Raw genomic sequence first — 20,663 nt, 5'->3', positions numbered from 1 at the left:
GGAACTTGACGTCGAGCGTCGAACCAATCAGCCTATCTCAAAGACAAGCTTCGAACGATACCGGTATTGATCGCGAGGCTTTGGCCCGCCTTTTGGTGGAAATTGCCCGGAACGTCGATCCGGACAACCGTGCCCTTTACGAAGGCGTTCCGGCCGCCGACCATCGGCTTGAAAGGCTCCGCCAACTGCTCGTCGGCGGCGAGATCTCGGAGTTGTCACGCGTTACGCACCTGCTCGACGAACCCGAGCAGCTTGCCGCCGCGGTGGGAAACGTTCTGCCCGAAGCAACGGCGCGCGCGTCCCATGCGCAACTCGGCGAGGCCCTTGCCCCGGCCGTCGAGAGAGCCGCGCAGCGGTCCATCCAAAAGAACCCGAACACGCTGACCGATATATTGTATCCGGTTTTTCTGCCGGCCATTCGCAAGTCGATCGGCGAAAAGATCGACCAGACCTTCCAGTCGTTGAATGAGTCTCTGAGGCATATATTCACTTGGCATGGGTTGAAGTGGAGGTTTGAAGCCTGGCGAACGGGGACAAGCTTCTCGGCAGTTGTTCTCAAGCATTCTCTTATCTATCGCGTGGAACATGTCTTTCTCATCAGTCGCGCTTCTGGGCTCCTGATTGCGCATGTAACATCCCAAGACGCAACCAGCGAAGACCCTCAACTGATTTCCTCGATGCTGAGCGCCATCCAGGATTTTGTGAAGGACTCTTTCAAAGAGAAGGAAAACAGCGGCCTCGACACCATCCGGTTTGGGGAACTTCGCCTCTGGTCGGAAGTCGGACAGTTTGCGACCCTGGTTGCGGTGATCCGGGGAAATCCTCCGGAGGAACTGCATGAAGTCATCCGCGACGTACTGCTTCGCATCCATCAAGAATCCTCGCGAGCCCTGGAGCGGTTCGACGGCGATAGTTCCCAGTTGCCCGGCGTGGAGACGCAGTTGCAGACCTGCGTCGAGCTGCAGCACATGGATACGAAAGAGGGATTTCCGTGGCTGGTGGTGACGGCGGTCCTGCTGGCATTGATCGTGGGGGGCGGCTGGTTCTTTCTGTCCTGGCAATCCGCACACCGCTGGCAGACCTACCTGTCGCGGCTGGCAGCCCAACCGGGTATCGTCGTTTCGGACCAAAAAATCCGTGGCGGCGAGTTCTATGTCGCCGGCCTGAGAGACCCGCTCGCCGCGGACCCACAGTCGCTGCTGCCGGGAACGGAGGTCGATCCCGCCCGCGTTCATTCAAACTGGCACTTCTATCAGAGCCTCGAGCCGGAATTCGTGCTGAAGCGGCTGTCGGCGTCGCTGGCGCCGCCGGATTCGGTACGACTCTCGGTCGTCGATGGTCGCATCGTCGCCGAGGGCGAGGCGACCACCACGTGGATCGACCGGGCGCGGGCCGCTGCCCAGCAGCTTTCGGCAGGCGGCCCGGTCTTCGATATTTCCGGGGTCAGCGATGTGAGCGCCGAGGAGCGCTGGCAGGCCTACGTGTCGCAACTGGAGACCCAGCCTGGCATCATCGTCGCCGATCACAACGTGCGCGACGGCCAATTCTACATTACAGGTCTGAGAGACCCGCTTGCCGCCGACCCAAGGTCGCTGTTGGCGGGAACGCAGGTCGATCCCGCGCGTGTTCATGCAAGCTGGCAATTCTACCAGAGCCTTGAGCCGCAGTTCGTGCTTAAACGGCTGACGGCCTCGCTTGCTCCGCCGGATTCGGTGCGGCTTTCAGTCGTCAATGATCGCATCGTTGCCGCGGGTGTAGCCACCACCGCGTGGATCAACCGGGCGCGCGCGGCCGCCCAGCAGCTTTCAGCCGGCGGCCCGGTCTTCGACATTTCCGGGGTCCGTGATGTGAGCCCCGAGGAGCGCTGGCAGGCCTATGTGTCGCGCCTGGAGGCGCAGCCCGGCATCATCGTCGCCCAACAGAATGTGCGCGATGGCCAATTCTATATTGCCGGCCTGAGAGACCCGCTTGCCGTCGACCCGCAGTCGCTGCTGTCCGGGACGCAGGTCGATCCCGCGCGCGTTCATGCCAGCTGGCAATTCTATCAGAGCCTTGAGCCGCAGTTCGTCTTGAAGCGGCTAACGGCGTCGCTGTATCCGATGGATAAAGTGCGACTTTCAATCGTCAAAGGTCGCATTGTTGCCGAGGGTGAGGCTCCCGACACCTGGATAGATCGGGCGCGCGCAGCGGCAAGACAGCTTTCAGAAGGCGGGCCGGAGTTCGACATCTCCAAGGTTCGTGATGTGAGCCCCGATGCACGCGCGGCGGAGCATTGGCAGTATTATGTGTCGCGACTTGAGGCCGAACCGGGAATCATCGTCGCTCAGCAATCGGCGAGGGGCGGAGATTTCTACATTTCCGGTCTGAGAGATCCTCTTGCCGTCGACCCAAAAGCTCTGCTGTCCGGAACACAGGTCGATCCCGCTCGCGTTCATTCACAGTGGCAATTCTATCAGAGTCTTGATCCGAAGTTCGTGGTGAAGCGGCTGACGGCGTCGCTGTCCCCGCCGAAATCGGTTCGGCTTTCGATCGTCCAGGGTCGCATCGTCGTTGTGGGCGAGGCACCTGCCGGCTGGATCAGCCGAGCGCGGGCCGCCGCCGACCAACTTTCGGCGGACGGAGTGGTTCTGGATGTCTCGCAGCTGAGCGAGCTAAACCTTGCAGAGCTTAATCAGTTGAGAGAGGCCATCCAGACGACCGATATTTTCTTCTCTTCCGGTAGAGTTGTCCCGGGACCGGAGCAGACGCCGGTGCTCGACAGACTGGCTGATCAGCTGAAGGAATTCGCAGAAAATGCCCACAAGGCAGGCGTGACGGCGCGGTTCATGTTGACCGGCCATTCGGACATAACGGGTCGCGAGACGGCCAACGCGTCGATCAGCGCCGCCCGCGCCGAGACAGTTCGCGCGCTTCTCAACAAGCGCGGCGTCGCTCCGGAACTCCTGCAGGTTCGGGGCGCCGGCACCTTCGAGCCGGCGGTGCCCGAAAATGAAAATAGCCGAACTGGGAACTCCACCAATCGCCGGGTTTCGATTACGGTGAACCTAGAGTAGCGCGGAGCCCAGGATGCTGCAAAAAAAGATCTGCATGTTGGGCGGGTTCGCCGTCGGCAAGACCAGCTTGGTGCGCAGGTTCGTCCAAAGCATCTTCTCGGAAAACTACCTGACCACGGTCGGCGTCAAGATCGACAAGAAGAGCGTCGCGTTTCCGGACAAGACAGTGGACCTGATCTTGTGGGATCTGGCCGGCGAAGACGATATCGGCTCGTTCCGCGTCAGCTATGTGCGAGGCGCGACCGGGCTCGTGCTGGTCGCCGATGGAACCCGGCCAGCCACTCTTGCGGTGGCGCTCACGCTGCGCGAACGGTGCGAGGCCGAATTCGGCGCCATGCCGTTCATATTGCTGTTCAACAAGTCCGACCTGACTGATCGGTGGGCGGTACCGGAGGGCGAGATCGACGAACTCAAGCAACGTGGATGGCAGATCTATCTGACGAGCGCGCTTTCGGGCGAACATGTCGACGATGCGTTTCGTCAGCTTGCTTCGATGGTCGCCAACTAGACCATGTCCAGTTTGCCGAAAGAAGTCAGAAGCTGGATATACGACTTCTTCTCGAATGAGCGCTTCGCAGCTTATCTGATGATCGATACCCGGCAATGCATAGAAGCCAAGGGCGGCAATCTCGACTTTTACGGGCTCTCGTCGCTTCGCCTCGGCGAGTCCGTTGCCCAGCAGCTTGAATTCATGGAAGGGCTGCTGCCTTGCCCCGAGCTTCCATTCCATATGCCCATGATGGAACTGCCCGGCGGGCATGTCGCGGACCTTCACTTCTTTGGCGATGGCGACTCGGTGTGGCTGGTCTTTCTCGACGCCACGCCCGAACGCGACCACCAGCAGCGGCTTCAGCAGAAGGCATACGAAATGACGCTTCTGCAGGAGAGGGAGCGTCAACTCAATGCGAAGCTGCAATCGACGAATGAGGCATTGAGGGAGAGCCAGGAGGGTTTGTCGCGCGAGTACCGGCGCGCCGAATCCCTGCTCCTTAACATTCTTCCGGCCTCGATCGCGGAGCGGCTGAAGGCGGACGAGCAAATTGCAGACAACCACGCGGAGGTCAGTGTGCTCTTTGCCGACATCGTCGGTTTTACGGAAAGAGCGCGGAGCGTCGGAGCCACGACGACGCTCGCTATCTTGAATTACTTCTTCAGGGCTGCGGATCTGCTCTCGGAACAGCATGGCTGCGAAAAGATCAAGACCATCGGCGATTGCGTCATGGCGGTCGCTGGCCTGCCCGTCGCGCGACCAGATCACGCGCACGCCCTTGCACATTATGCGCTCGAGCTGCGGGAGGCGGCCAGGTGCGAGCGCTTCGCAGGAGAACCGCTAAGCCTTAGAATTGGAATTCACTCAGGGCCAATCGTCGCGGGCGTCATCGGCAAAAGGCGGTTCGTCTATGACCTGTGGGGCGACACCGTCAATCTCGCCGCGCGCATTCAAAAAGCCGCAGAGCCCGATGAAATCCGTATTTCGGATGCGACTCATCAATTGCTTGGGCCGGAATTTGCTTGCGAGCCGCTCGGGGAAACGGAATTGCGTGGCACAGGTCGCGTGCGAATGTGGCGGCTCTAGGCACCTTTACGCTTGCCTCGAAGGCATTCTATTTTGGAGGGCAGCAGCCACTCGCGGGCATAGAAATGTCGGTACTGCCTTTTGTAAGAATTTACGCGCCGCTCAACGCGGTGCTGGCTGCGCCGGGGCTTCTGGCGGTGGCTGGGCTCACGATACCGGACATGTCCGGACGAAGCAGGCTGGCTCTGGCTGTGGTGCTCGCTGTCATTTGGGGCGCCTATCTCCTGCAAATGGCCGCGACGCTGCTCAAGCGCCAGGCGGTAGACGCTAGGGACAGGACGCCGGCAATCGCCATCGATGTGCTCGCGGTCTTGGTTCCACTCGCCGCATTTCTGCTCGTTGGCACGCCCGACCGGAGCCTCTACTGTGCTGTCTGGCTCCTGAAACCGCTGCGCGACTCGACTTTCTTCCCGGTGCTGGGCAGGGTGCTGGCCAACGAAGCGCGCAACCTGATCGGCGTTACCACGCTCTTCGGCGTCGTTCTGTTCGGTGTCGCTCTCGCGGGCTATGTCATCGAGCGCGATATCCAACCGGAAAAGTTCGGCAGCATCCCCCAGGCAATGTGGTGGGCGGTGGTCACGCTGTCCACCACCGGCTATGGCGACGCTATTCCGCAAAGCTTCGCTGGCCGTGTCCTTGCTGGGGCTGTCATGATGAGTGGCATCGGCATCTTCGCCCTCTGGGCAGGCATTCTTGCCACCGGCTTCTATCAAGAAGTCCGTCGCGGGGACTTTGTCCGTAATTGGCAATTGGTCGCCGCCGTGCCGTTGTTTCAGAAGCTCGGACCGGCCGTGCTGGTCGAGATCGTGCGCGCGTTAAGACCTCGCACCGTGCCGGCGGGCGCCGTGATCTGCCGCAATGGCGAGAGCGGTGACCAGATGTTCTTCGTCGTGGAGGGGCGCGTCAGCGTCGCAACACCGAATCCGGTGGAGCTTGGCCCTGGCGCCTTCTTCGGCGAGATGGCGCTGATCAGCGGCGAACCGCGTATGGCGACCGTCAGCGCCGCAACGGCGGTCTCACTGCTATCGCTGCACTCGTCGGATTTCCAGATGCTATGCGGCAGCAGCCCGGAGATCGCGGAAATCATCCGCAAGACCGCGCTCGAGCGGCGCGGCGCGGCGCCGATGCCTTGACGGCGAGCCGGTGCTTGGAGAGCTCGAGACCGTCCCAGGTCTCCACGTTGCCTTCAGCCACAGTGGCGCCACGCTTGGACTGATTGTCGGAGAGTTGCTTGCCCGTGAGATTGTCTCAGGCAACCCGCACCCAATGCTCGCGGCCTTCCGCGCCAGCCGTTTCAGTTGAGAGGCAACGTTAATTGTCTAAATGGGCTATGGTAGCTCAACGTTAGACTCCATAAGCACGCCGATTTCACCGAATGCGACGCCCCTTCGAAATGCCAAAAGACACTTCAAACGAGAGGGTTCGAATCCATAATATGAATCGACTCTCAAAAATTCAGCGAGAACAGTAGATGTAGGCATAGTGTGGTAGGCTCGGAGGGCGTGAGAACAAACGGGAAAATCAATACGTTAGCGGCTGGCCCGCCAACCTTTTTCCCTCGTACTCTCTCGTATGGTCTGACGAACCCAAAGACCAAGATGGAGAGTGATTTGAAGCTGTTCCATGCGCAATTCAACCCTACGCTAAGACGATCCCTCCCCTCTTTGAACGCCCTCGACACTTCCTCAAGCTTTCCGCTGAACCAGCCGTTCTGAGCCGAATCCGACTCAAGCATTCCACGGGTAAACGGCGGCTCTGCGCCAAGAAGTGGGCTTGGCGATCGCGCGGCCACCGAGCGAGTGGTCAGTGGTAGTAGATGCCGCCGTCGACGTTGAGCGCCTGGCCGGTGACGAAGGCCGAGAGATCCGAGGCGAAGAACAGCACCGGTCCGACGATGTCTTCCGGCGCGCCGAGGCGCTTCAGCGCCGCGACCTCCTCCCAATGGCGGATCGCCGCTTCGCTGCCCAGATTGTTCTTGCCCATCTCGGTCAGAATGATGCCGGGGCAGATGGCGTTGACGGTGACGCCGTCCATGCCGACCTCCTGCGCCAGCACGCGGGTGAGCGTGATCACCACCGCCTTGGTCGCGGCGTAGTGGCCCTGCGTCGGCACGCCCTGCCTGCCGGCGATCGAGGCGATGTTGATCACCCTGCCCGACTTCCTGGCGCGCATATGCGGCAGCACCGCCTGGCACATCATCAGCACGCCCTTGGCATTGACGTCGAAATGCGCATTCCAATTGGCCTCGTCGAGATCCTGCAGTAGACTTGGCTTCAGGATACCGGCATTGTTGACCAGAACGTCGATGCTGCCCGCAGCCTTGAGCAGGGCCTGCGCGGCCGCCTCGATGTCCTTCTTCTTGCTGACGTCCATCGTGTAGACATACGCTTTGCGGCCGGCCGCCTCGATCTCGCCCTTGGTCAGGTCGAGCTCCGCCGCCTGCGACGGCAGATCGGTGATGGCGACATCGAAGCCCGCTTCGGCGAGCCCCTTGGCGAGCGCCCTGCCGATGCCGCGGCTGGCGCCGGTGACGAGAGCCGTCTTGCCCTTGGCTTCGGGGAGAATGGTCATGCTGCTTCCACCTTTGATGTCTTGACCGGGAGCGAGTTCATCGCCGCGATCGTGTCGTCGAACGAAACGAGTTTGCCGTCGGAGCCGAGCCCCATCGCCACCTTGGCGGCGACCGCGCTGGCAAAGCGCGCGGACTGTTTCAGGTCCCAGCCCTTGACGATGCCGACGATGATGCCGGCCGTGAAGGAATCGCCGCAGCCCGTGGTGTCGAAGACCTCGACCTCGAACGCGGGCAGATGGAAATCCTCGCCATGTTCGGGCGAGACATAGACGCCGCCGGCACCGAGCGTCAGGATGCAATTCTTCACGCCTCTCGCCTTGAAGAAAGCGGCGACGCGGGCCGGATCGCGGTCGCGCGCCATCTCGCCGGCTTCGTCGATGCTGGGCACGAAATAATCGATATAGGGCAGGCAAGGCTCGACCAGCTTCCAGGTCTCCGGCGTCGCCTGGATGAGGTCGAAAGTGGTGATGCGGCCAAGCGCCTTCGCGCGCTTCAACAGCCGTACCGTTGGTTCGCCGTCAAAGCGCTTCAACAGGCCGGTGCCGCCGACATGGACTACGGTCGCGTCGAGCGCGGCATCGAGATCAGCATCGGCGACCTCGAACAGGGCGGCTGTGCCCGGCACATGCAATGCGGGACGCTCGCCGTTCGGCCGCACCGGCAAAATCGTGGACGAGGTCTGGACGCTTCCGTCGCGGCGCACGAGGCTCGTCTCCAGGCCGTATTTCTTGAGCTTGGCGAGGAACCAGTCGCCCATATCGTCGGTGCCAAGCGTGGTGACGGCCCGCGTCTTCAGGCCGAGGATGGCGCAGTCCATGCCGGTCGCGCCCGCCGTGCCGGCGACGGTCATACGGATCTCCTCGATATAGTCGGCCCGGCCGCCTTCGGGGATGCGCGAGACCGGCCGCCCGAGAATGTCGAGGACATAGAAGCCGATCGAGCTGACGTCGAATTGTGGCATGGTTGACTTAACCTTTCGAGTTCAATGGGCGGCGCGGCGCAGGCCGAAGCTCGCGGCCAGCACCAGGAAGACGAGCACGCCGATGCCGACCTGCTGCCAGTAGAAATTCCAGCCGACAAGCAGCAGCCCGTTCTTGACGATGGCGAGCAGCAGCACGCCAAGCAGCGTGCCGATGACCGAGGGCTTGCGCTCGCGGCTCAGCGTCGTGCCGATGAAGGTGGCGCCGATCGCATCGAGCAGGAAGGCGTTGCCGGAGAGCGGCACGTAGGACTTCACGGTCGCCGAGAGCAGGATGCCGGTGACGCCGGCAAGCAGCGCGCACAAAACATGCACCATCGACAATTCGCGCGGCACGCGGATGCCGGAATACCAGGCTACGCCGGGCTGCGCGCCCATGGCCTGCACGTAGCGGCCGAACACCGAGCGATGCAGCAGGACATGAACCGCGACGGCGAGGACGATCAGCACAATGACCGGGGTCGGTATCCCGAACAAAGCGGTGCGGGCGATGGCGTTGAACTGGTCTGCTGCATACCCGCTGGTGAGATAGATCGGCTGGCCGCCGCTGGTGGCGAGCTGCTGCGTGCTCTGGCCGATGAAGAGCACGCCGAGCGTCGCCAGGAAGGGGCTGATGTTGAGCCTGGTGATGAGGATCGCATTCAGCACGCCGACGATCAGCGCGGCGCCGAGCCCGCCCGCGACGCCAACGATGCCGCTGTAGCCGGCGGCCAGAAGCATGACGAAGATCATGCTTGCCATGTCGACCGAGACGCCGACCGACAGATCGATGCCACCCGACGAGATGACGATGGTGAGACCCAGCGCGACGATCGCCAGCATGACGACGTTGTTGACCAGCACGTTGAAGAGGTTGGCCGGCGTCAGGAAGGTCGGGCTCGCCACGGCGAATAATATGACGATAACCGCGAAGGCGATGAGCACGCTGTATTTGGCGAGGAAGCCGCGCACACTCACCTTGGCTGAATTGTCGTTGGCTGAGACGCTCATCGCGAACCCTCCGAACCGCGGGCAAAGGATGTGATGGCCACCACCAGCAGGATCAGCGCGCCCTGCACGCCGTTGACCCAGTAGCTGGAGACGTTGAGCAGCTGGAAACCGTTCCCGAGCAGGCCGATGAACAGCACGCTGAGCAGCGTGCCGCCCATGGTCGGCACGAAGCGGCGGGAGAAGACGGTGCCGAGCAGCGCGGCCGCCAGCACCGACAGGAGCAGCTCGCCGGAGCCAGGCGTGCTGGCCGACAGGCGCGAGACGGTGAGAATGCTCGCCACCGCCGCGCAGAGGCCGCTTAGAACATAGGTGAAGGAGACATAGAAGGGCACGCTGATGCCGGCCGCGCGCGCCGCCTCGGGATGGCCGCCGACAGCGTAGAGCCTGAGACCGAAAGAAGTACCGTGAACGAGCACGATCATGATCGCGGAGAAGACGATCAGCGCCCAGGCAAGCGCGGAGACGCCGAGGAAGCTGCCCGAAACCAGCACGCCGAGCAGCGGGGAGGATGCGCCGACCACCGTGTTCTGGGTGAGCGTGAGTTCCATGCCGGCTGCGACGTTGAGCACGGCAAGCGTTGCGAGCAACGGCAGGATGCCGAGGCCGACCACGGCAAGGGCGTTCAACGCGCCGACCGCCATGCCGACGGCGATGGCCGCGAGCACGGAAAGGAAATCGCCATAGCCCATCGACAAGAGCGTCGCGTAGACGGCGGCGCAGAGCCCCATATTGGCGGCGATCGACAGATCTATGCCGCCTTCAGTGACATCGGAACCGCCGCCGATGATGACGGCCGTCATGCCATAGGCGAGCACACCCAGAATCGCCGACTGCTCGACGACGTTGATCAGGTTGAAGGTCGAGGTGAAGCCCGGCGCGAAGATGACGAAATAGGCCATGATCGCGGCGAAGGCGGCGATCGCGCCGAGCCGCACGACGAGCGCGCCAAAGCGCCGGCCGGCGCTCTTTGCGGCGGTCTGCTTCTCGTCGGAAACGCCGACTTCGGTGTGGAGAACAGTCGCGCTCATGCGGCCACCCCATCGGTGTTCGAGCGCGCGCCGGACGAAGCCGCCAGCAGCGCGTCGCTGTTCATCGCGGGACCGGAGAAGCTGCTGGCAAGCCGGCCGCGATAGACGACCAGGACACGGTCGCAGACGCCGACCAGCTCGAGCAGGTCGGAGGACAAAAGCAGGATCGCCGCGCTCTCGCCCGCCAGCCGGTTCAGCAGGTTGTAGATCTCGACCTTGGCGCCGACATCGACGGCGACCGTCGGCTCATCCAGCACATAGACGCGCGACTGGCAGCTCAGCCATTTGGCGATCGCCACCTTCTGCTGGTTGCCGCCGGAGAGCTCGCGCACCAGCGCGTCGCGATGCGGTGTCTTGATCGACAGTTCCTTGATCAGGCCGTCCACCGCCTGGTTCTCAGCGCCACGGCTGACCATGCCGCTGCGCGAATAGCGGCGCAGGCTGGCCAAGGAGATGTTCTCGCGCACGGACAGACCAAGCGCCACGCCATGCGCACGGCGATCTTCCGGCAGCATGGCGATGCCATCGCGCACGGCCTTGACCGGCGTGGACAGCGACAGCTCCCTGCCCTCGACCTTGACTTGGCCGCCATCGGCAGTCTTGAGGCCGAACAGGCACTGGACGATCTCCTTGGCGCCGGAGCCGAGCAGCCCGGTGAGGCCGACGATCTCGCCGGCGCGCACATTGAAGCCGATGTTCTCGAAACTGCCGCCTAGGCGGAGGTTGGAAACCTCCAGCACCGGCGCGCCTAAAGTGACCGAGCGCTTCGGGAACATCTCGCCGACATCACGGGCAATCATCATCGCGATGATCTCGTCGATCGGCGTCTGGCGCGGATCGACTGTGCCGACATCGGTGCCGTTGCGCATCACGGTGACGCGGTCGCAGAGTTTTTCGATCTCCTGCATGTAGTGGGAAATGAAGACCACGGCGATGCCGTCGTCGCGCAGCCGGCGCAGCACGTCGAACAGGCTGTCGACCTCGCGCTTTACGAGCGCCGCCGTCGGCTCGTCCAGCACCAGCACCGACGCCTTCTGCGCCAGCGCCCGGGTGATCTGCACCACCTTCTGCTGCGCCGTGGTGAGGTCCTTGACGAGGGTTCCGGCCGGCAGTTCCATGCCGAAGAAGCGCTTCAACAGATCAGCGGCGCGGCGCTCCATGGCACGGCGGCTGACGAATGGACCGAGGCCGATTTCGTGGCCGAGGAAGACGGCTTCGCCGACGGTCGCGGTCGGCACCAGAAGCCTGTCCTGATGGATGAAGTGCACGCCGAGCTTTTCGACCGACGCTGGTGTCAGCGAGGTAATGACCTCGCCATTGATGACGATCGTGCCGCTGTCCGGCTTGATGATGCCGGCCAGCACCTTGATAATGGTCGACTTGCCGGCGCCGTTCTGGCCGACAAGGCCGAGGATCGAGCCTCGCGCGATCTCGAGGTTCGCGTTTTCCAGCGCGCGCACCGGACCGAACCGTTTCGATATGCCCGTCATCGATACAGCAATTTCTCTTGTTGCTGTCTGCATGGCCGTCAATCCTGGTTGGCTGTGACGGGCGGCCGCATAGGCGCGGCTGCCCGTCGTTCCGTTCCGTCCTATTGAACGCCAGCCTTCTCGGCGGCGTCGAGGAACGGCTTTCCTTTTTCGGCGGCGTTTTCCTTGTTGATCAGCACCGAAGGCACGAAAGTGAAGGGCGGCACCTTTTGGCCGGCCAGATATTTGGCGGCGTTGTCGACCGAGGTCTTGCCGATCTCATAGGGCTGCTGAGCCGCGACCGCGCCGGCCGACGACTTCGGGTCCATCACCATCTTGATGACTTCCGGGCTGCCGTCGATTCCGTAGGTCTTGACCTCGTTGCGGCCGGCGGCTTCGACCGCCTGCGTGGCGCCGATCTGCGGCACGTCCCAGCACGCCCAAACCGCGCCGATCGACCCCTTCTCGGGCGACTTGGTCAGCATGTCGGTGACATTGGAATAGGCGCTCTGCACCGTGTTCGGGATGACGTCGCGCAGTTCCGGCTCGATGATCTTCACATCCGGGAACGAGGTCAGCACGTATTTCAGCTGGTCGTAGCGGATCTTGCAGACTGGCACGCTGTAGAAGCCGTTGAAGACCAGCACATTGCCCTTGCCGCCCATGTCGGCGACCATCTGCAGCGCGATCTCGGCGCCGATATTGTAGTTGTTCGACGTGGTGTTGTTGATGGCGTGCGGCGTCGCGGTGTCGACCGTGAACAGCGGAATGCCGGCGGCGCGGATCTTCTGCAGCCAGGGGTTCAGCACTTCGAGGTTGCCGAGCTGCTCGATGATGGCGTCGGGCTTCTGGGCGATCAGCGTCTGCAGCTGCGCGATCTGCTGCTGGTCCTTGCGGCCGGCATCGAGCGCGATGACTTCACCGCCGAGTTCCTTGACGCGATCCTGGATGCCGCGGAACGCCATCAGGTCCCAATAGTGGTCCGTGCCGATGGCGGAGACACCGATGCGCTTGCCCTTGAGCGACAGCTCCTCGGCACTCGCGCCGGAGACGGCGGCAACGCTGCAAGCCGCCGCTAATCCAAAAGCGAGCGCCTTGACGAGGCCTTTTATGGATCTGGTCATTTTCATTCCTCCCTTGTTGATCGCTCCGGGCCTTCCCGGAGGATATGCGAAACTGTGAAATTGCTGCCCCTCAAGCAGCGGCGTCATTGTCGCGCAGGCCGTAGCTCGCCATGCGCTTGATGACGTTTTCGATCTCCTCGTCGGACAGGATCGGCGGCTCGCCGATCTGCAGGGCGCCGTGATACTGGCGCGCCAGCGTCTCGACCTCGACCGCCAGCCACATCGCCTGGGCGAGGCTCGATCCGACGGCGATCATGCCGTGCTGGGCAAGCAGGCAGGCCTTGCGGTCGCGCAGCGCCTCCACCGCATGCGCCGAAAGCTCCGCCGTGCCGAAGGTGGCGTAGGGCGCGCAGCGTATGTCGCTGCCGCCGGCAACCGCGACCATGTAATGGATCGCCGGTATCTTCCGGCCCATGATGGCGATGGTCGTGCAGTAGGTCGGATGCGCGTGAACGACGGCGTTGACCTCGGGCCTGGCCTTCATGATGTCGAGATGGAAGCGCCATTCGCTAGACGGTGGCAGGCGTCCGTCGACCTCGCCGTCCCAGCCCATGAAGACGATGTCTTCCGGCTGCAGCGTGTCATAGGGCGTGCTGGTCGGCGAGATCAGCATGCCCTCGCCATGGCGCCGGCTGATGTTGCCTGACGTGCCCTGGTTGATCCCCAGCGCGTTCATCTCGATGCAGGCATCGATGATGGCCCGGCGCGCCTCAAGGTCCGAAAGGGTCATGCGGTATTCCAATCCTTGCGAGGCCAATTACCAGGCCGTGTAGCCGCCATCGATCGACAGGATCGCGCCCGTGACGTAGCTCGACGCGGGCGACGCCAGGAACAGGATCGCCGAGGCGATCTCCTGCGGCGTGCCCAAGCGCCCCATCGGCGTCATGTCGATCCAGGTGTTGAAGAGTTCGGGACGCTCGCGCATCTTCAGCGTCATCTCGGTGCCGACATAGCCCGGCGCCAGCGCGTTGACGCGCACGCCTGACTTTGCCCATTCGACCGCTAGCGCCTTGGTCATCATATGCACGGCGCCCTTGCTCACCATGTAGGACGGCGCCGTCTGCGGACGGTTGATGATCAGGCCCGACATCGAGCCCAGATTGACGATCGAGCCCTTCTTGCGAGCGACCATCGAGCGGCCGAACGCGCGCGAGGCCCAGTAGACGCCGTTGACGTTGACATCCATCACCAGGCGCCATTCCTCGTCCGGCGTGTCGAGCGCGGCGTTGAGTCGCGCGATGCCGGCGCTGTTGACCAGGACATCGACCTTGCCGAAGTCCGCGACGATCTGAGCGGCCATCGCCTCCACGGCTTGCGGATCCGTGACGTCGAGCACGCGGCCATCGACCCTCGCGACGCCAGCCGCCTTGAGCGCCTCGGCAGCAGCTTTCAGCCCGTCCGCATTCATGTCGAGAAGCACGATACGCGCGCCGCAAGTCCCCAGCGCCCTGGCGGCCTCGAGACCGATCCCGCTGGCGCCGCCGGTGACGACGGCGACCTCGCTCGTTAGGTCGAATTGCGACCGGTAATCCATGCACGTCCTCCATCAGGACGAACTTGAGCGCGGGCAAAACACTGCCCTCGCCGCCGAAGCAGCGCCGCAAGCCAGCCGATCCTGATAATGCCTCCGGGGTCAGGCTCCTCCCGACCCCGTGACAGGGACGTTACAGAAGCTTTTTCCACCCGTCAATCTGGTTATAACCAGAAAACAGATTCTTTTTTGGTGACTGGCAAGTCAGGTGCGATCGACGCCGTTCACCGTCGCTGACGGCTGCTCGACCGCCATATGGATGCGGGCGACGGAGGAATTATAAAAGGCCTCGTAATATTCGAGCGCGGCACCGTCCGCGTCATAGGCGATTGACTCGATCTCGATCAGCGGCGTGTTGGCGGCGACGCCCATTTCGTCGGCCTCTTCCTTGGTGGGGAGCGCGGCGCGCAGCCAGCGGTCGGCGCGCTTCACCGTCAGGCCGAACACGGCGCGGATAGTGCCGAAGATGGACTGGTTTTCCGACAGGATGTTCTCCAGACCCGGCACCCGGTGCCCCGGCAGACTGATGCGCGTCATGGTGATCGGCGTGCCGTCAGTCATATAGACGCGGCTGATGCGGACCACGCTGCCATTGGCGGGAATGCCGAAGACCTTCGACTCCTTGTCGCTCGGCGGGCAGCGGTAGATCTCCAGCGTGCGGGTCGAGACCTTGTGGCCCTTGGCGGTCAAATCGTCGAAGACACCGAGATTGGCGGTCATGAAGTCGACATGCTCGCGGGGTGCCGCGACGAACATGCCCTTGCGCGGCATCTTGATGATGCGGCCTTCGTTGGACAGCGAGCCGATCGCGGCGCGCACCACAGGGCGCGAGACGCCGAAGAAATCGCAAAGCGCCTGTTCCGAGGGAATGCGTGAATTGGCGGCAAGCAGGCCGGTGTTGATCGCTTCCTCGACCTGGTTGCGCAACTGCACCCAGAGCGGTGCGGCCTCGTCGCGGTTGAGCTGCACTTTCGAGCCGATCGAGCGGAAGGCCTCGGCCGCCTCGGCGTCTTCCTGATCGTAACGAGGACGCCCGCGCGTTCTGGTTGCTTGTTCCATCCGGTCCTGCCGCAATTCATTTGCCGCGACTCAGATAAGCGGCAGCGCCTCCCTAGCGGAGACCGCCGGTCATTTTCACGCTCTCCGGCAAGTTTCGCAACCATAGCATGGCGGCCGCCCCCAAAAGTGGTCCGGGAACCAGGAGCAGGAAGGCCCAGCGCCAGCCGCCAATGAAGTCGGCGAAGCGTGGGGTCAGCCAGATGGCGAACACCGTCAGCGCAAAACCGGCGCCGAGTTGCACCGATAGTGCCGTGCCGACGAAGCGGCGGTCGGCAAGCTCGGTGACGGCGGCGGAGAATTGCGCCGAATCGCCGATCACTGACACGCCCCAGACAATGGCCACCAGCATGAACAGCCAGGGCGGGCCGGTGAACAGAAAACCCATCAGCAGCGCGCAGCTTCCCGAGATGATCATCATGCCGGCGGTGGTGGCGGTGCGGCCGACGCGGTCCGACAGATAGCCTCCGAGCAAACACCCCAGAATGCCGGAGGCGACGACGAGGAAGGTCGAGAGCGAGGCAGCGGCCGCCGTTCCGATCGCCTGTGCTTCGAAGGCGGCGCGCGTGTAGGCGAGCAGCCACGCCCACATGGCGTACAGCTCCCACATATGGCCGAGATAGCCGAGATTGACTAACAGCAGCGGCTTTTCGCGAAAGACCTGGCCGATGCGCGAGGGCTCAAAGATAGCCTTGCCGAAGGGATGGGGTCCTTCCTTCGCGAACAGCAGGAAGAGCAGCGCGCCCGCCGCAGTGGCCAAGCTTGCCCCGGCAACCACCGGACGCCAGTCGAGCGCGGTCGAGACAGCGCGGAAAAGATGCGGCAGCGCCGAGCCGACAGTCAGCGCGCCGATGACGGCGCCGAGCGCCAGTCCCCTGTCGCGCGCGAACCAGGTGGCGACCAGCTTCAGCGCCGGCGGATAGACGCCTGCGAGCGCAACACCGGTGGCGACGCGCGCGGCGATCATGCCGCCAGGCCCGGGATGGAAGAGCAGCGTCGCGTTGGCCAAAGCGGCGACGAGCGCCGCCGCCGCCATCAGGTGACTCAGCCGTACGAGGTCGGGAAGATTGACCAGACTCGCCGCCAGCGCGCCTAGAACGAAGCCAACCTGGACGCCATTGGTCAGCCAGGCCTCGGCGCCCGCGCCCAACGCCAGCTCCTGCCTCAGTTCAGGAAGGATCGCGGTCGCCGAGAACCAGGTGGTCAGCGACAGGACGACTGCGAGGCAAAGCAGCGACAGCACGCGCCAGCGCTCGCTGTCGGCCGCCGTGCCAAGCCCGCCGGCCGTGCTCATGCGCCTTGCAGCGGTACGGTGAAGACCGTGGCTGTGCCGGTGAGGCAAAGCTCGCCCTGGCCGTTGCGCACGCTGGTCTCGATCTTGCAGATAGGCTTATCGGACCGCACTTCCTTGACCTCCACGCGTCCGGTGATCTCCTCGTCAACGCCGACCGCCTTGACGAACTTCCAGGCCACTTCGAGGAACACGGTTCCGGGGCCAGGCAGATCCTCCGCGACCAGCGCGTTTAGGATGCCGGAGGTGACGCCGCCCTGGACAATCAGCTTGCCGAACACCGACTTCTCGGCCAGCGTTCGGTCGTAATGCAGCGGGTTACGATCGCCGGTGATGTCGGTGAAGGCCTCGATGTCGCTCATCCTTGTGCGGCGCGTGCGCTCGGCGAAGGCCCCGACCTGCGGGCGACCCTTCACGACACCCACCCAACCGTCTTTCGTCTCGGTGCTCATTGCGGCTTCTCCTCTGCTCCGGGTTCGACTGGTTTGAAGGCCGGCAGGACGCGACCGCCGATGGCTGTCGGCGCAAGCCGAAGCATGTCCCCGATCTGTAGCGGCCGTGTGCCGGCCAGGATGAAACTCAGCATCGTCGGGCCTTCGACCAATTCGATAAGGCCGACCACATAAGGTGCCACAGGCAGCCAGCCGGCATGGCCGGGCTTGTGCACCTCCGAAAAAGACTTGAGCCGCCCTCTGCCCGATGCGTCTTTCCAGACCAGGCGCTTGTTCCAGCAATGCGGGCAGATCGGGCGCGGATAGAAGATAGCCTTGCCGCAGTCCTCGCAGTGCTGGATGGTCAGCCGGCCTTCGGCGGCGGCATCCCAGAACGGCTTGGTCAGCGCGGTGATCGTCGGGCCAGGGGTTTTCAGCGTATTGAGATCGACGGACATCAGGCGGCTCCCAGCACGAGCGCTGTCGCTTCGCTCATCGTCGCGCCATTGCCGGTGACCAGCGCGAGCCCGGCCTTGCCGATCTGGCGTTCGCCCGCCTCGCCGCGCAGCTGGCGTACCGCCTCGACGACATGAGTCATACCGCCGGCAAGGTCCGGCTGGCCGAAGCCGAGCTGGCCGCCATGCGTGTTGAGCGGCTTGTCGCCCTTGTGGGAAAGGTCGTGGTCGTTGAGCCACGCGCCGAACTGGCCCGGCGCGCAGAGGCCGGCATCCTCGATCGTGGTGGCGACCAGGATCGTATAGCAATCATAGAGCGACAGAAGGTCCATCTCATCGGCCCGCGTGCCGGACTGTTGGAAGGCCCGCGCCATGGCGCTCTTCAACGGACCGGAGGTAAGACTCGGCGCCTGGCTGACCGCGCGGTGCGTGACTTTCTCGCCGGCGCCGAGCAGATGCACGGGCGGCTTTCGCAACGACCGCGCGCGTTCGACCGAGGTGACGACGACCGCTTCGCCGCCGGCGACCGGCATGACGATTTCGAGGAGGTGCAGCGGCGAAGCGATTATCGGCGAGGCCAGCACCGCCTCCACATCGGCCGGCTTGCCGAAGAAGATGGCGTCGGGATTGAGCTGCGCATTGGCGCGCGCGGCCGCGGCGATCAGGGCGAAGTCCCGCGCGGTCGAGCCGTATGCGGCCATATGCGCCTGCATCAGCAGCGCATAGGAGATGTTGGCGCCCGAGGCGCCGAAAGGCACGTCGAACTCGCGGATCGGATTGCGGTTGGGAGAACGAGGCGGCGTCTCCTCGCGGTTGTTGGCGAGCACGCACAGCACCGTCTCGCACATGCCTGCCTCGATCGCGGCGGTCGCGCGCCAGACCATGCCGGCGCCGGATGCGCCGCCGAGGTCCACGACATTGGCCATGGTCGGCGCGAGACCCAGATATTCGGCAATCGTCGCCGGCACATGCTGCGGCGTCTCGCCGACCTGGGGACCGACCAGCAGCCCGTCAATTGCCGCCGGATCGAGCCCGGCGTCGAGCACCGCCAGGCGCGAGACCTCGGCGATCATCTCCAGCGTCCTCACGCCGCTGGTCAGGCGCTGCGGCTTCAACTCGCCGATGCCGACGATCGCTCCCTTCGGCCGGCTCATGCCGCCTTGCTCCGGTCGAGCGTGCGGTATTCCTCTAGGCATGCCGGATTGGCGAGCGAAGCCATGTTCTTGACCGGCTTGCCCTCGAGCGTGGTGCGGGCGGCGCCCTCGACACGCTTGCCGTTCAGCGTGTAGGGCACGGCCTGCACGGCATGGATGCGATGCGGCACGTGGCGCGGTGAAGCGCCTTCACGGATCGCGCGGCGGATTTGCGCGGCAAGCTCGGAGGTCAGCGTATAGCCATCGTTGAGCTTGACGCAGAGCACGATTTCCTCGTCGCCCTCGACGGGCGCCCCAAAGACCAGGCAATCGTCGATCTCGGCGAAATTCTCGCAGGCCGCGTAGATCTCCGCCGTGCCGATACGCACGCCGCCGGGCTTCAGCGTCGTGTCGGAGCGGCCATGGATAACGGCTGAGCCGTAAGCCGTCATCTCGGCGACATCGCCATGCGTCCAGATCTCGTGGCGCGCGGCGAAATAGGTGGCGTGATAGCGCGCATCGCCGTCCTTGCCCCAGAAGGTCAGCGGCATGGACGGGAACGGCTCGGTGCAGACGAGATCGCCCTGGCGGCCGACCACCGGCGCATTGCGCTCGTCCATCACCGCGACCGCCAGACCAAGCCCCTTCACGGTCAGCTCGCCGCGCCGCACAGGATGGATCGGCGATCCCAGCAGGAAGCAGCCGACGATCTCGGTGCCGCCGGAAATGGAGGCGAAGATCATGTCGCGCTTCACATGCTCGTAGACCCAGTCGAACTGCGCTGGAGAAACCGGCGCGCCGGCCGACAGCAGCGAGCGCAGCGGCGAAAGGTCGTGCAGGCGCCCCGGCGCGTAATTTTCGGCGGCAAGCGTCGCCAGATATTTCGGGCTGGTGCCGAAATGCGTGACGCGGGCACGCTCGGCCATCGTCCATAGCGGACTGGGGTCGAGGCCATCGGCCGATTTCAGGATCGGCGCGCCGTCATAGAGAACCACTGTCGCATCGCAGGCGAGGCCGGAGATCAGCCAGTGATACATCATCCAGGCGGTGTTCGTGTACCAACTCATGACGTCGCCGGGGCGAACATCGCCGTGCAGCAGGTGCTCCTTCAGATGCTGGAGCAGCACGCCGCCGGCCCGATGGACGATCGCCTTCGGTGCGCCTGTCGTGCCGGAGGTGTAAAGCACATAGGCAGGATGGTCGAAGGGCACGCGTTCGAAGGTGAGTGGCCTTTCGCCGCCGAATTTGTCAAACGCAACGCTAGCCGCCGCGCAATCCGGCTTGGCGGCCGCTTCGCCGGTCAGCACCAGCATCGTCACTGTCGGCATCGCGGCGACGATCTCGCCCAGCCTGCCGGAAATGTCGTGCTCCTTGCCCGCATAGCGGTAGCGGGGCGCGGCGAACAGCGCCTTGACGCCGATCTGGCCGAGGCGGTCGACGATCGCGGCGGCGCCGAAATCCGGCGAACAGGACGACCAGACGGCGCCGATGGAGAGCGTCGCCAAAAGCGCCACGAGCCCTTCGACCCTATTGGGCAAGATACCGCCGACACAATCGCCCTCGCCGATACCGGCCGCGCGCAGGCCGTCGGCCGTTCGAGCTACAAGCCGGCGCAATTCAGCGAGCGTGATCGCCTGGAAATGGCCGCCCTCGTCGGCCTCGATCACCGCGACCCTCTCGCCGTCGCCACGCAACAGGTTTTCCGCAAGATTAAGCTTTGCTTCCGGCAGGAAGCGGCTCCCGGTCATCGGCGCATTGTCGTCGCGCAGGAAGGAGATCGCGCCTGGATCGCCGACGATCTCGGCGAAATCCCACACCGCCCGCCAGAAGGCCCCGGGATCGCCGATCGACCAGCGATGCAGCGTATCGTAGTCGCGCGGGTCGAAGCCGTTGGCGGTCGAAAAGCGCGCAAGGTTGGATGATTGGAACGCGGCCGGCGCCGGCGTCCAAAGCACGGATGACATGGATTTCCTCC

General features: G+C 63.8%; 18 protein-coding genes and 1 pseudogene. 5 read left to right on the top strand and 14 right to left on the bottom strand.

Going from position 1 to position 20,663, the window contains the following annotated elements; genetic code table 11:
• Positions 1-5 precede the first annotated feature (5 nt).
• From LB515_RS13220 to LB515_RS13200, 5 genes and pseudogenes are all read left to right on the top strand, one after another.
• On the top strand, positions 6-3,053 hold the full coding sequence (locus LB515_RS13220; RefSeq protein ID WP_224603340.1) for an OmpA family protein: 3,048 nt from the start codon (positions 6-8) through the stop codon (positions 3,051-3,053).
• Between the two features lie 13 nt (positions 3,054-3,066).
• Positions 3,067-3,561: a Rab family GTPase gene (locus LB515_RS13215; RefSeq protein ID WP_095765774.1), complete on the top strand. Its 495-nt coding sequence runs from the start codon at positions 3,067-3,069 to the stop codon at positions 3,559-3,561.
• Between the two features lie 3 nt (positions 3,562-3,564).
• Positions 3,565-4,629 carry an adenylate/guanylate cyclase domain-containing protein gene (locus LB515_RS13210; protein WP_095765775.1) on the top strand — a complete coding sequence of 355 codons (1,065 nt, stop codon included), beginning with the start codon at positions 3,565-3,567 and terminating at the stop codon, positions 4,627-4,629.
• A 65-nt stretch (positions 4,630-4,694) separates the two neighbouring features.
• Complete coding sequence (locus LB515_RS13205) at positions 4,695-5,762, top strand: cyclic nucleotide-gated potassium channel (RefSeq protein ID WP_224523919.1); 1,068 nt, start codon at positions 4,695-4,697, stop codon at positions 5,760-5,762.
• Positions 5,761-5,931: pseudogene (locus LB515_RS13200) on the top strand (D-amino-acid oxidase); the annotation flags it as partial. The gene LB515_RS13205 and the pseudogene LB515_RS13200, both read left to right, overlap by 2 nt.
• A 501-nt stretch (positions 5,932-6,432) precedes the next feature.
• Here the strand turns inward: LB515_RS13200 and LB515_RS13195 are convergent.
• From LB515_RS13195 to LB515_RS13130, 14 genes are all read right to left on the bottom strand, one after another.
• On the bottom strand, positions 6,433-7,200 hold the full coding sequence (locus tag LB515_RS13195; protein WP_140844173.1) for an SDR family NAD(P)-dependent oxidoreductase: 768 nt from the start codon (positions 7,198-7,200) through the stop codon (positions 6,433-6,435).
• A complete protein-coding gene (locus LB515_RS13190) occupies positions 7,197-8,162 on the bottom strand; it encodes a carbohydrate kinase family protein (RefSeq protein ID WP_224707976.1) in 966 nt (321 codons plus the stop codon). Before LB515_RS13190 ends, LB515_RS13195 begins: the two co-directional genes overlap by 4 nt.
• Before the next feature lie 21 nt (positions 8,163-8,183).
• On the bottom strand, positions 8,184-9,170 hold the full coding sequence (locus LB515_RS13185) for an ABC transporter permease (RefSeq protein ID WP_224707975.1): 987 nt from the start codon (positions 9,168-9,170) through the stop codon (positions 8,184-8,186).
• The gene (locus LB515_RS13180) at positions 9,167-10,198 is read right to left on the bottom strand and encodes an ABC transporter permease (RefSeq protein WP_224707974.1); all 1,032 of its coding nucleotides are present in this window, start codon (positions 10,196-10,198) and stop codon (positions 9,167-9,169) included. Before LB515_RS13180 ends, LB515_RS13185 begins: the two co-directional genes overlap by 4 nt.
• Positions 10,195-11,688, bottom strand: a complete 1,494-nt coding sequence (locus LB515_RS13175; protein ID WP_224707973.1) for a sugar ABC transporter ATP-binding protein — start codon at positions 11,686-11,688, stop codon at positions 10,195-10,197. The genes LB515_RS13180 and LB515_RS13175 overlap by 4 nt, the downstream gene beginning before the upstream one ends.
• Before the next feature lie 101 nt (positions 11,689-11,789).
• Entirely contained in the window at positions 11,790-12,791 is a 1,002-nt protein-coding gene (locus LB515_RS13170; protein WP_224707972.1) for a sugar ABC transporter substrate-binding protein, read from the bottom strand.
• Positions 12,792-12,861: 70 nt separating this feature from the next.
• On the bottom strand, positions 12,862-13,521 hold the full coding sequence (locus LB515_RS13165) for an L-fuculose-phosphate aldolase (protein ID WP_095765789.1): 660 nt from the start codon (positions 13,519-13,521) through the stop codon (positions 12,862-12,864).
• 27 nt (positions 13,522-13,548) lie between these two features.
• Positions 13,549-14,325, bottom strand: coding sequence for an SDR family NAD(P)-dependent oxidoreductase (locus LB515_RS13160; RefSeq protein ID WP_224707971.1), 777 nt, complete (start codon positions 14,323-14,325; stop codon positions 13,549-13,551).
• Between the two features lie 201 nt (positions 14,326-14,526).
• Positions 14,527-15,381: a GntR family transcriptional regulator gene (locus LB515_RS13155; RefSeq protein ID WP_095765791.1), complete on the bottom strand. Its 855-nt coding sequence runs from the start codon at positions 15,379-15,381 to the stop codon at positions 14,527-14,529.
• Between the two features lie 52 nt (positions 15,382-15,433).
• Positions 15,434-16,672 carry an MFS transporter gene (locus LB515_RS13150; RefSeq protein ID WP_224707970.1) on the bottom strand — a complete coding sequence of 413 codons (1,239 nt, stop codon included), beginning with the start codon at positions 16,670-16,672 and terminating at the stop codon, positions 15,434-15,436.
• A complete protein-coding gene (locus LB515_RS13145; RefSeq protein ID WP_140844161.1) occupies positions 16,669-17,121 on the bottom strand; it encodes a MaoC family dehydratase in 453 nt (150 codons plus the stop codon). Before LB515_RS13145 ends, LB515_RS13150 begins: the two co-directional genes overlap by 4 nt.
• Positions 17,118-17,558: a Zn-ribbon domain-containing OB-fold protein gene (locus LB515_RS13140; protein ID WP_140844159.1), complete on the bottom strand. Its 441-nt coding sequence runs from the start codon at positions 17,556-17,558 to the stop codon at positions 17,118-17,120. The genes LB515_RS13145 and LB515_RS13140 overlap by 4 nt, the downstream gene beginning before the upstream one ends.
• Entirely contained in the window at positions 17,558-18,709 is a 1,152-nt protein-coding gene (locus LB515_RS13135) for a thiolase family protein (RefSeq protein WP_224707969.1), read from the bottom strand. The genes LB515_RS13140 and LB515_RS13135 overlap by 1 nt, the downstream gene beginning before the upstream one ends.
• On the bottom strand, positions 18,706-20,652 hold the full coding sequence (locus LB515_RS13130; protein ID WP_224707968.1) for an acetoacetate--CoA ligase: 1,947 nt from the start codon (positions 20,650-20,652) through the stop codon (positions 18,706-18,708). Before LB515_RS13130 ends, LB515_RS13135 begins: the two co-directional genes overlap by 4 nt.
• Between the last annotated feature and the right edge of the window lie 11 nt (positions 20,653-20,663).

The sequence above is a fragment of the Mesorhizobium sp. CA15 genome, assembly GCF_020165215.1.
Taxonomy (GTDB): Bacteria; Pseudomonadota; Alphaproteobacteria; order Rhizobiales; family Rhizobiaceae; genus Mesorhizobium.
Note: the sequence above shows the minus strand (reverse complement) of the source record. Positions and strands in the feature narration are given on the sequence as shown.

Bases quoted from the DNA above. Each gene is read 5' to 3' on its own strand.
- LB515_RS13215 (WP_095765774.1), top strand. From the start codon at position 3,067: ATGCTGCAAAAAAAGATCTGCATGTTGGGCGGGTTCGCCGTCGGCAAG.
- LB515_RS13210 (WP_095765775.1), top strand. From the start codon at position 3,565: ATGTCCAGTTTGCCGAAAGAAGTCAGAAGCTGGATATACGACTTCTTC.
- LB515_RS13205 (WP_224523919.1), top strand. From the start codon at position 4,695: ATGTCGGTACTGCCTTTTGTAAGAATTTACGCGCCGCTCAACGCGGTG.
- LB515_RS13195 (WP_140844173.1), bottom strand. From the start codon at position 7,200: ATGACCATTCTCCCCGAAGCCAAGGGCAAGACGGCTCTCGTCACCGGC.
- LB515_RS13190 (WP_224707976.1), bottom strand. From the start codon at position 8,162: ATGCCACAATTCGACGTCAGCTCGATCGGCTTCTATGTCCTCGACATT.
- LB515_RS13185 (WP_224707975.1), bottom strand. From the start codon at position 9,170: ATGAGCGTCTCAGCCAACGACAATTCAGCCAAGGTGAGTGTGCGCGGC.
- LB515_RS13180 (WP_224707974.1), bottom strand. From the start codon at position 10,198: ATGAGCGCGACTGTTCTCCACACCGAAGTCGGCGTTTCCGACGAGAAG.
- LB515_RS13175 (WP_224707973.1), bottom strand. From the start codon at position 11,688: ATGACGGGCATATCGAAACGGTTCGGTCCGGTGCGCGCGCTGGAAAAC.
- LB515_RS13170 (WP_224707972.1), bottom strand. From the start codon at position 12,791: ATGACCAGATCCATAAAAGGCCTCGTCAAGGCGCTCGCTTTTGGATTA.
- LB515_RS13165 (WP_095765789.1), bottom strand. From the start codon at position 13,521: ATGACCCTTTCGGACCTTGAGGCGCGCCGGGCCATCATCGATGCCTGC.
- LB515_RS13160 (WP_224707971.1), bottom strand. From the start codon at position 14,325: ATGGATTACCGGTCGCAATTCGACCTAACGAGCGAGGTCGCCGTCGTC.
- LB515_RS13155 (WP_095765791.1), bottom strand. From the start codon at position 15,381: ATGGAACAAGCAACCAGAACGCGCGGGCGTCCTCGTTACGATCAGGAA.
- LB515_RS13150 (WP_224707970.1), bottom strand. From the start codon at position 16,672: ATGAGCACGGCCGGCGGGCTTGGCACGGCGGCCGACAGCGAGCGCTGG.
- LB515_RS13145 (WP_140844161.1), bottom strand. From the start codon at position 17,121: ATGAGCACCGAGACGAAAGACGGTTGGGTGGGTGTCGTGAAGGGTCGC.
- LB515_RS13140 (WP_140844159.1), bottom strand. From the start codon at position 17,558: ATGTCCGTCGATCTCAATACGCTGAAAACCCCTGGCCCGACGATCACC.
- LB515_RS13135 (WP_224707969.1), bottom strand. From the start codon at position 18,709: ATGAGCCGGCCGAAGGGAGCGATCGTCGGCATCGGCGAGTTGAAGCCG.
- LB515_RS13130 (WP_224707968.1), bottom strand. From the start codon at position 20,652: ATGTCATCCGTGCTTTGGACGCCGGCGCCGGCCGCGTTCCAATCATCC.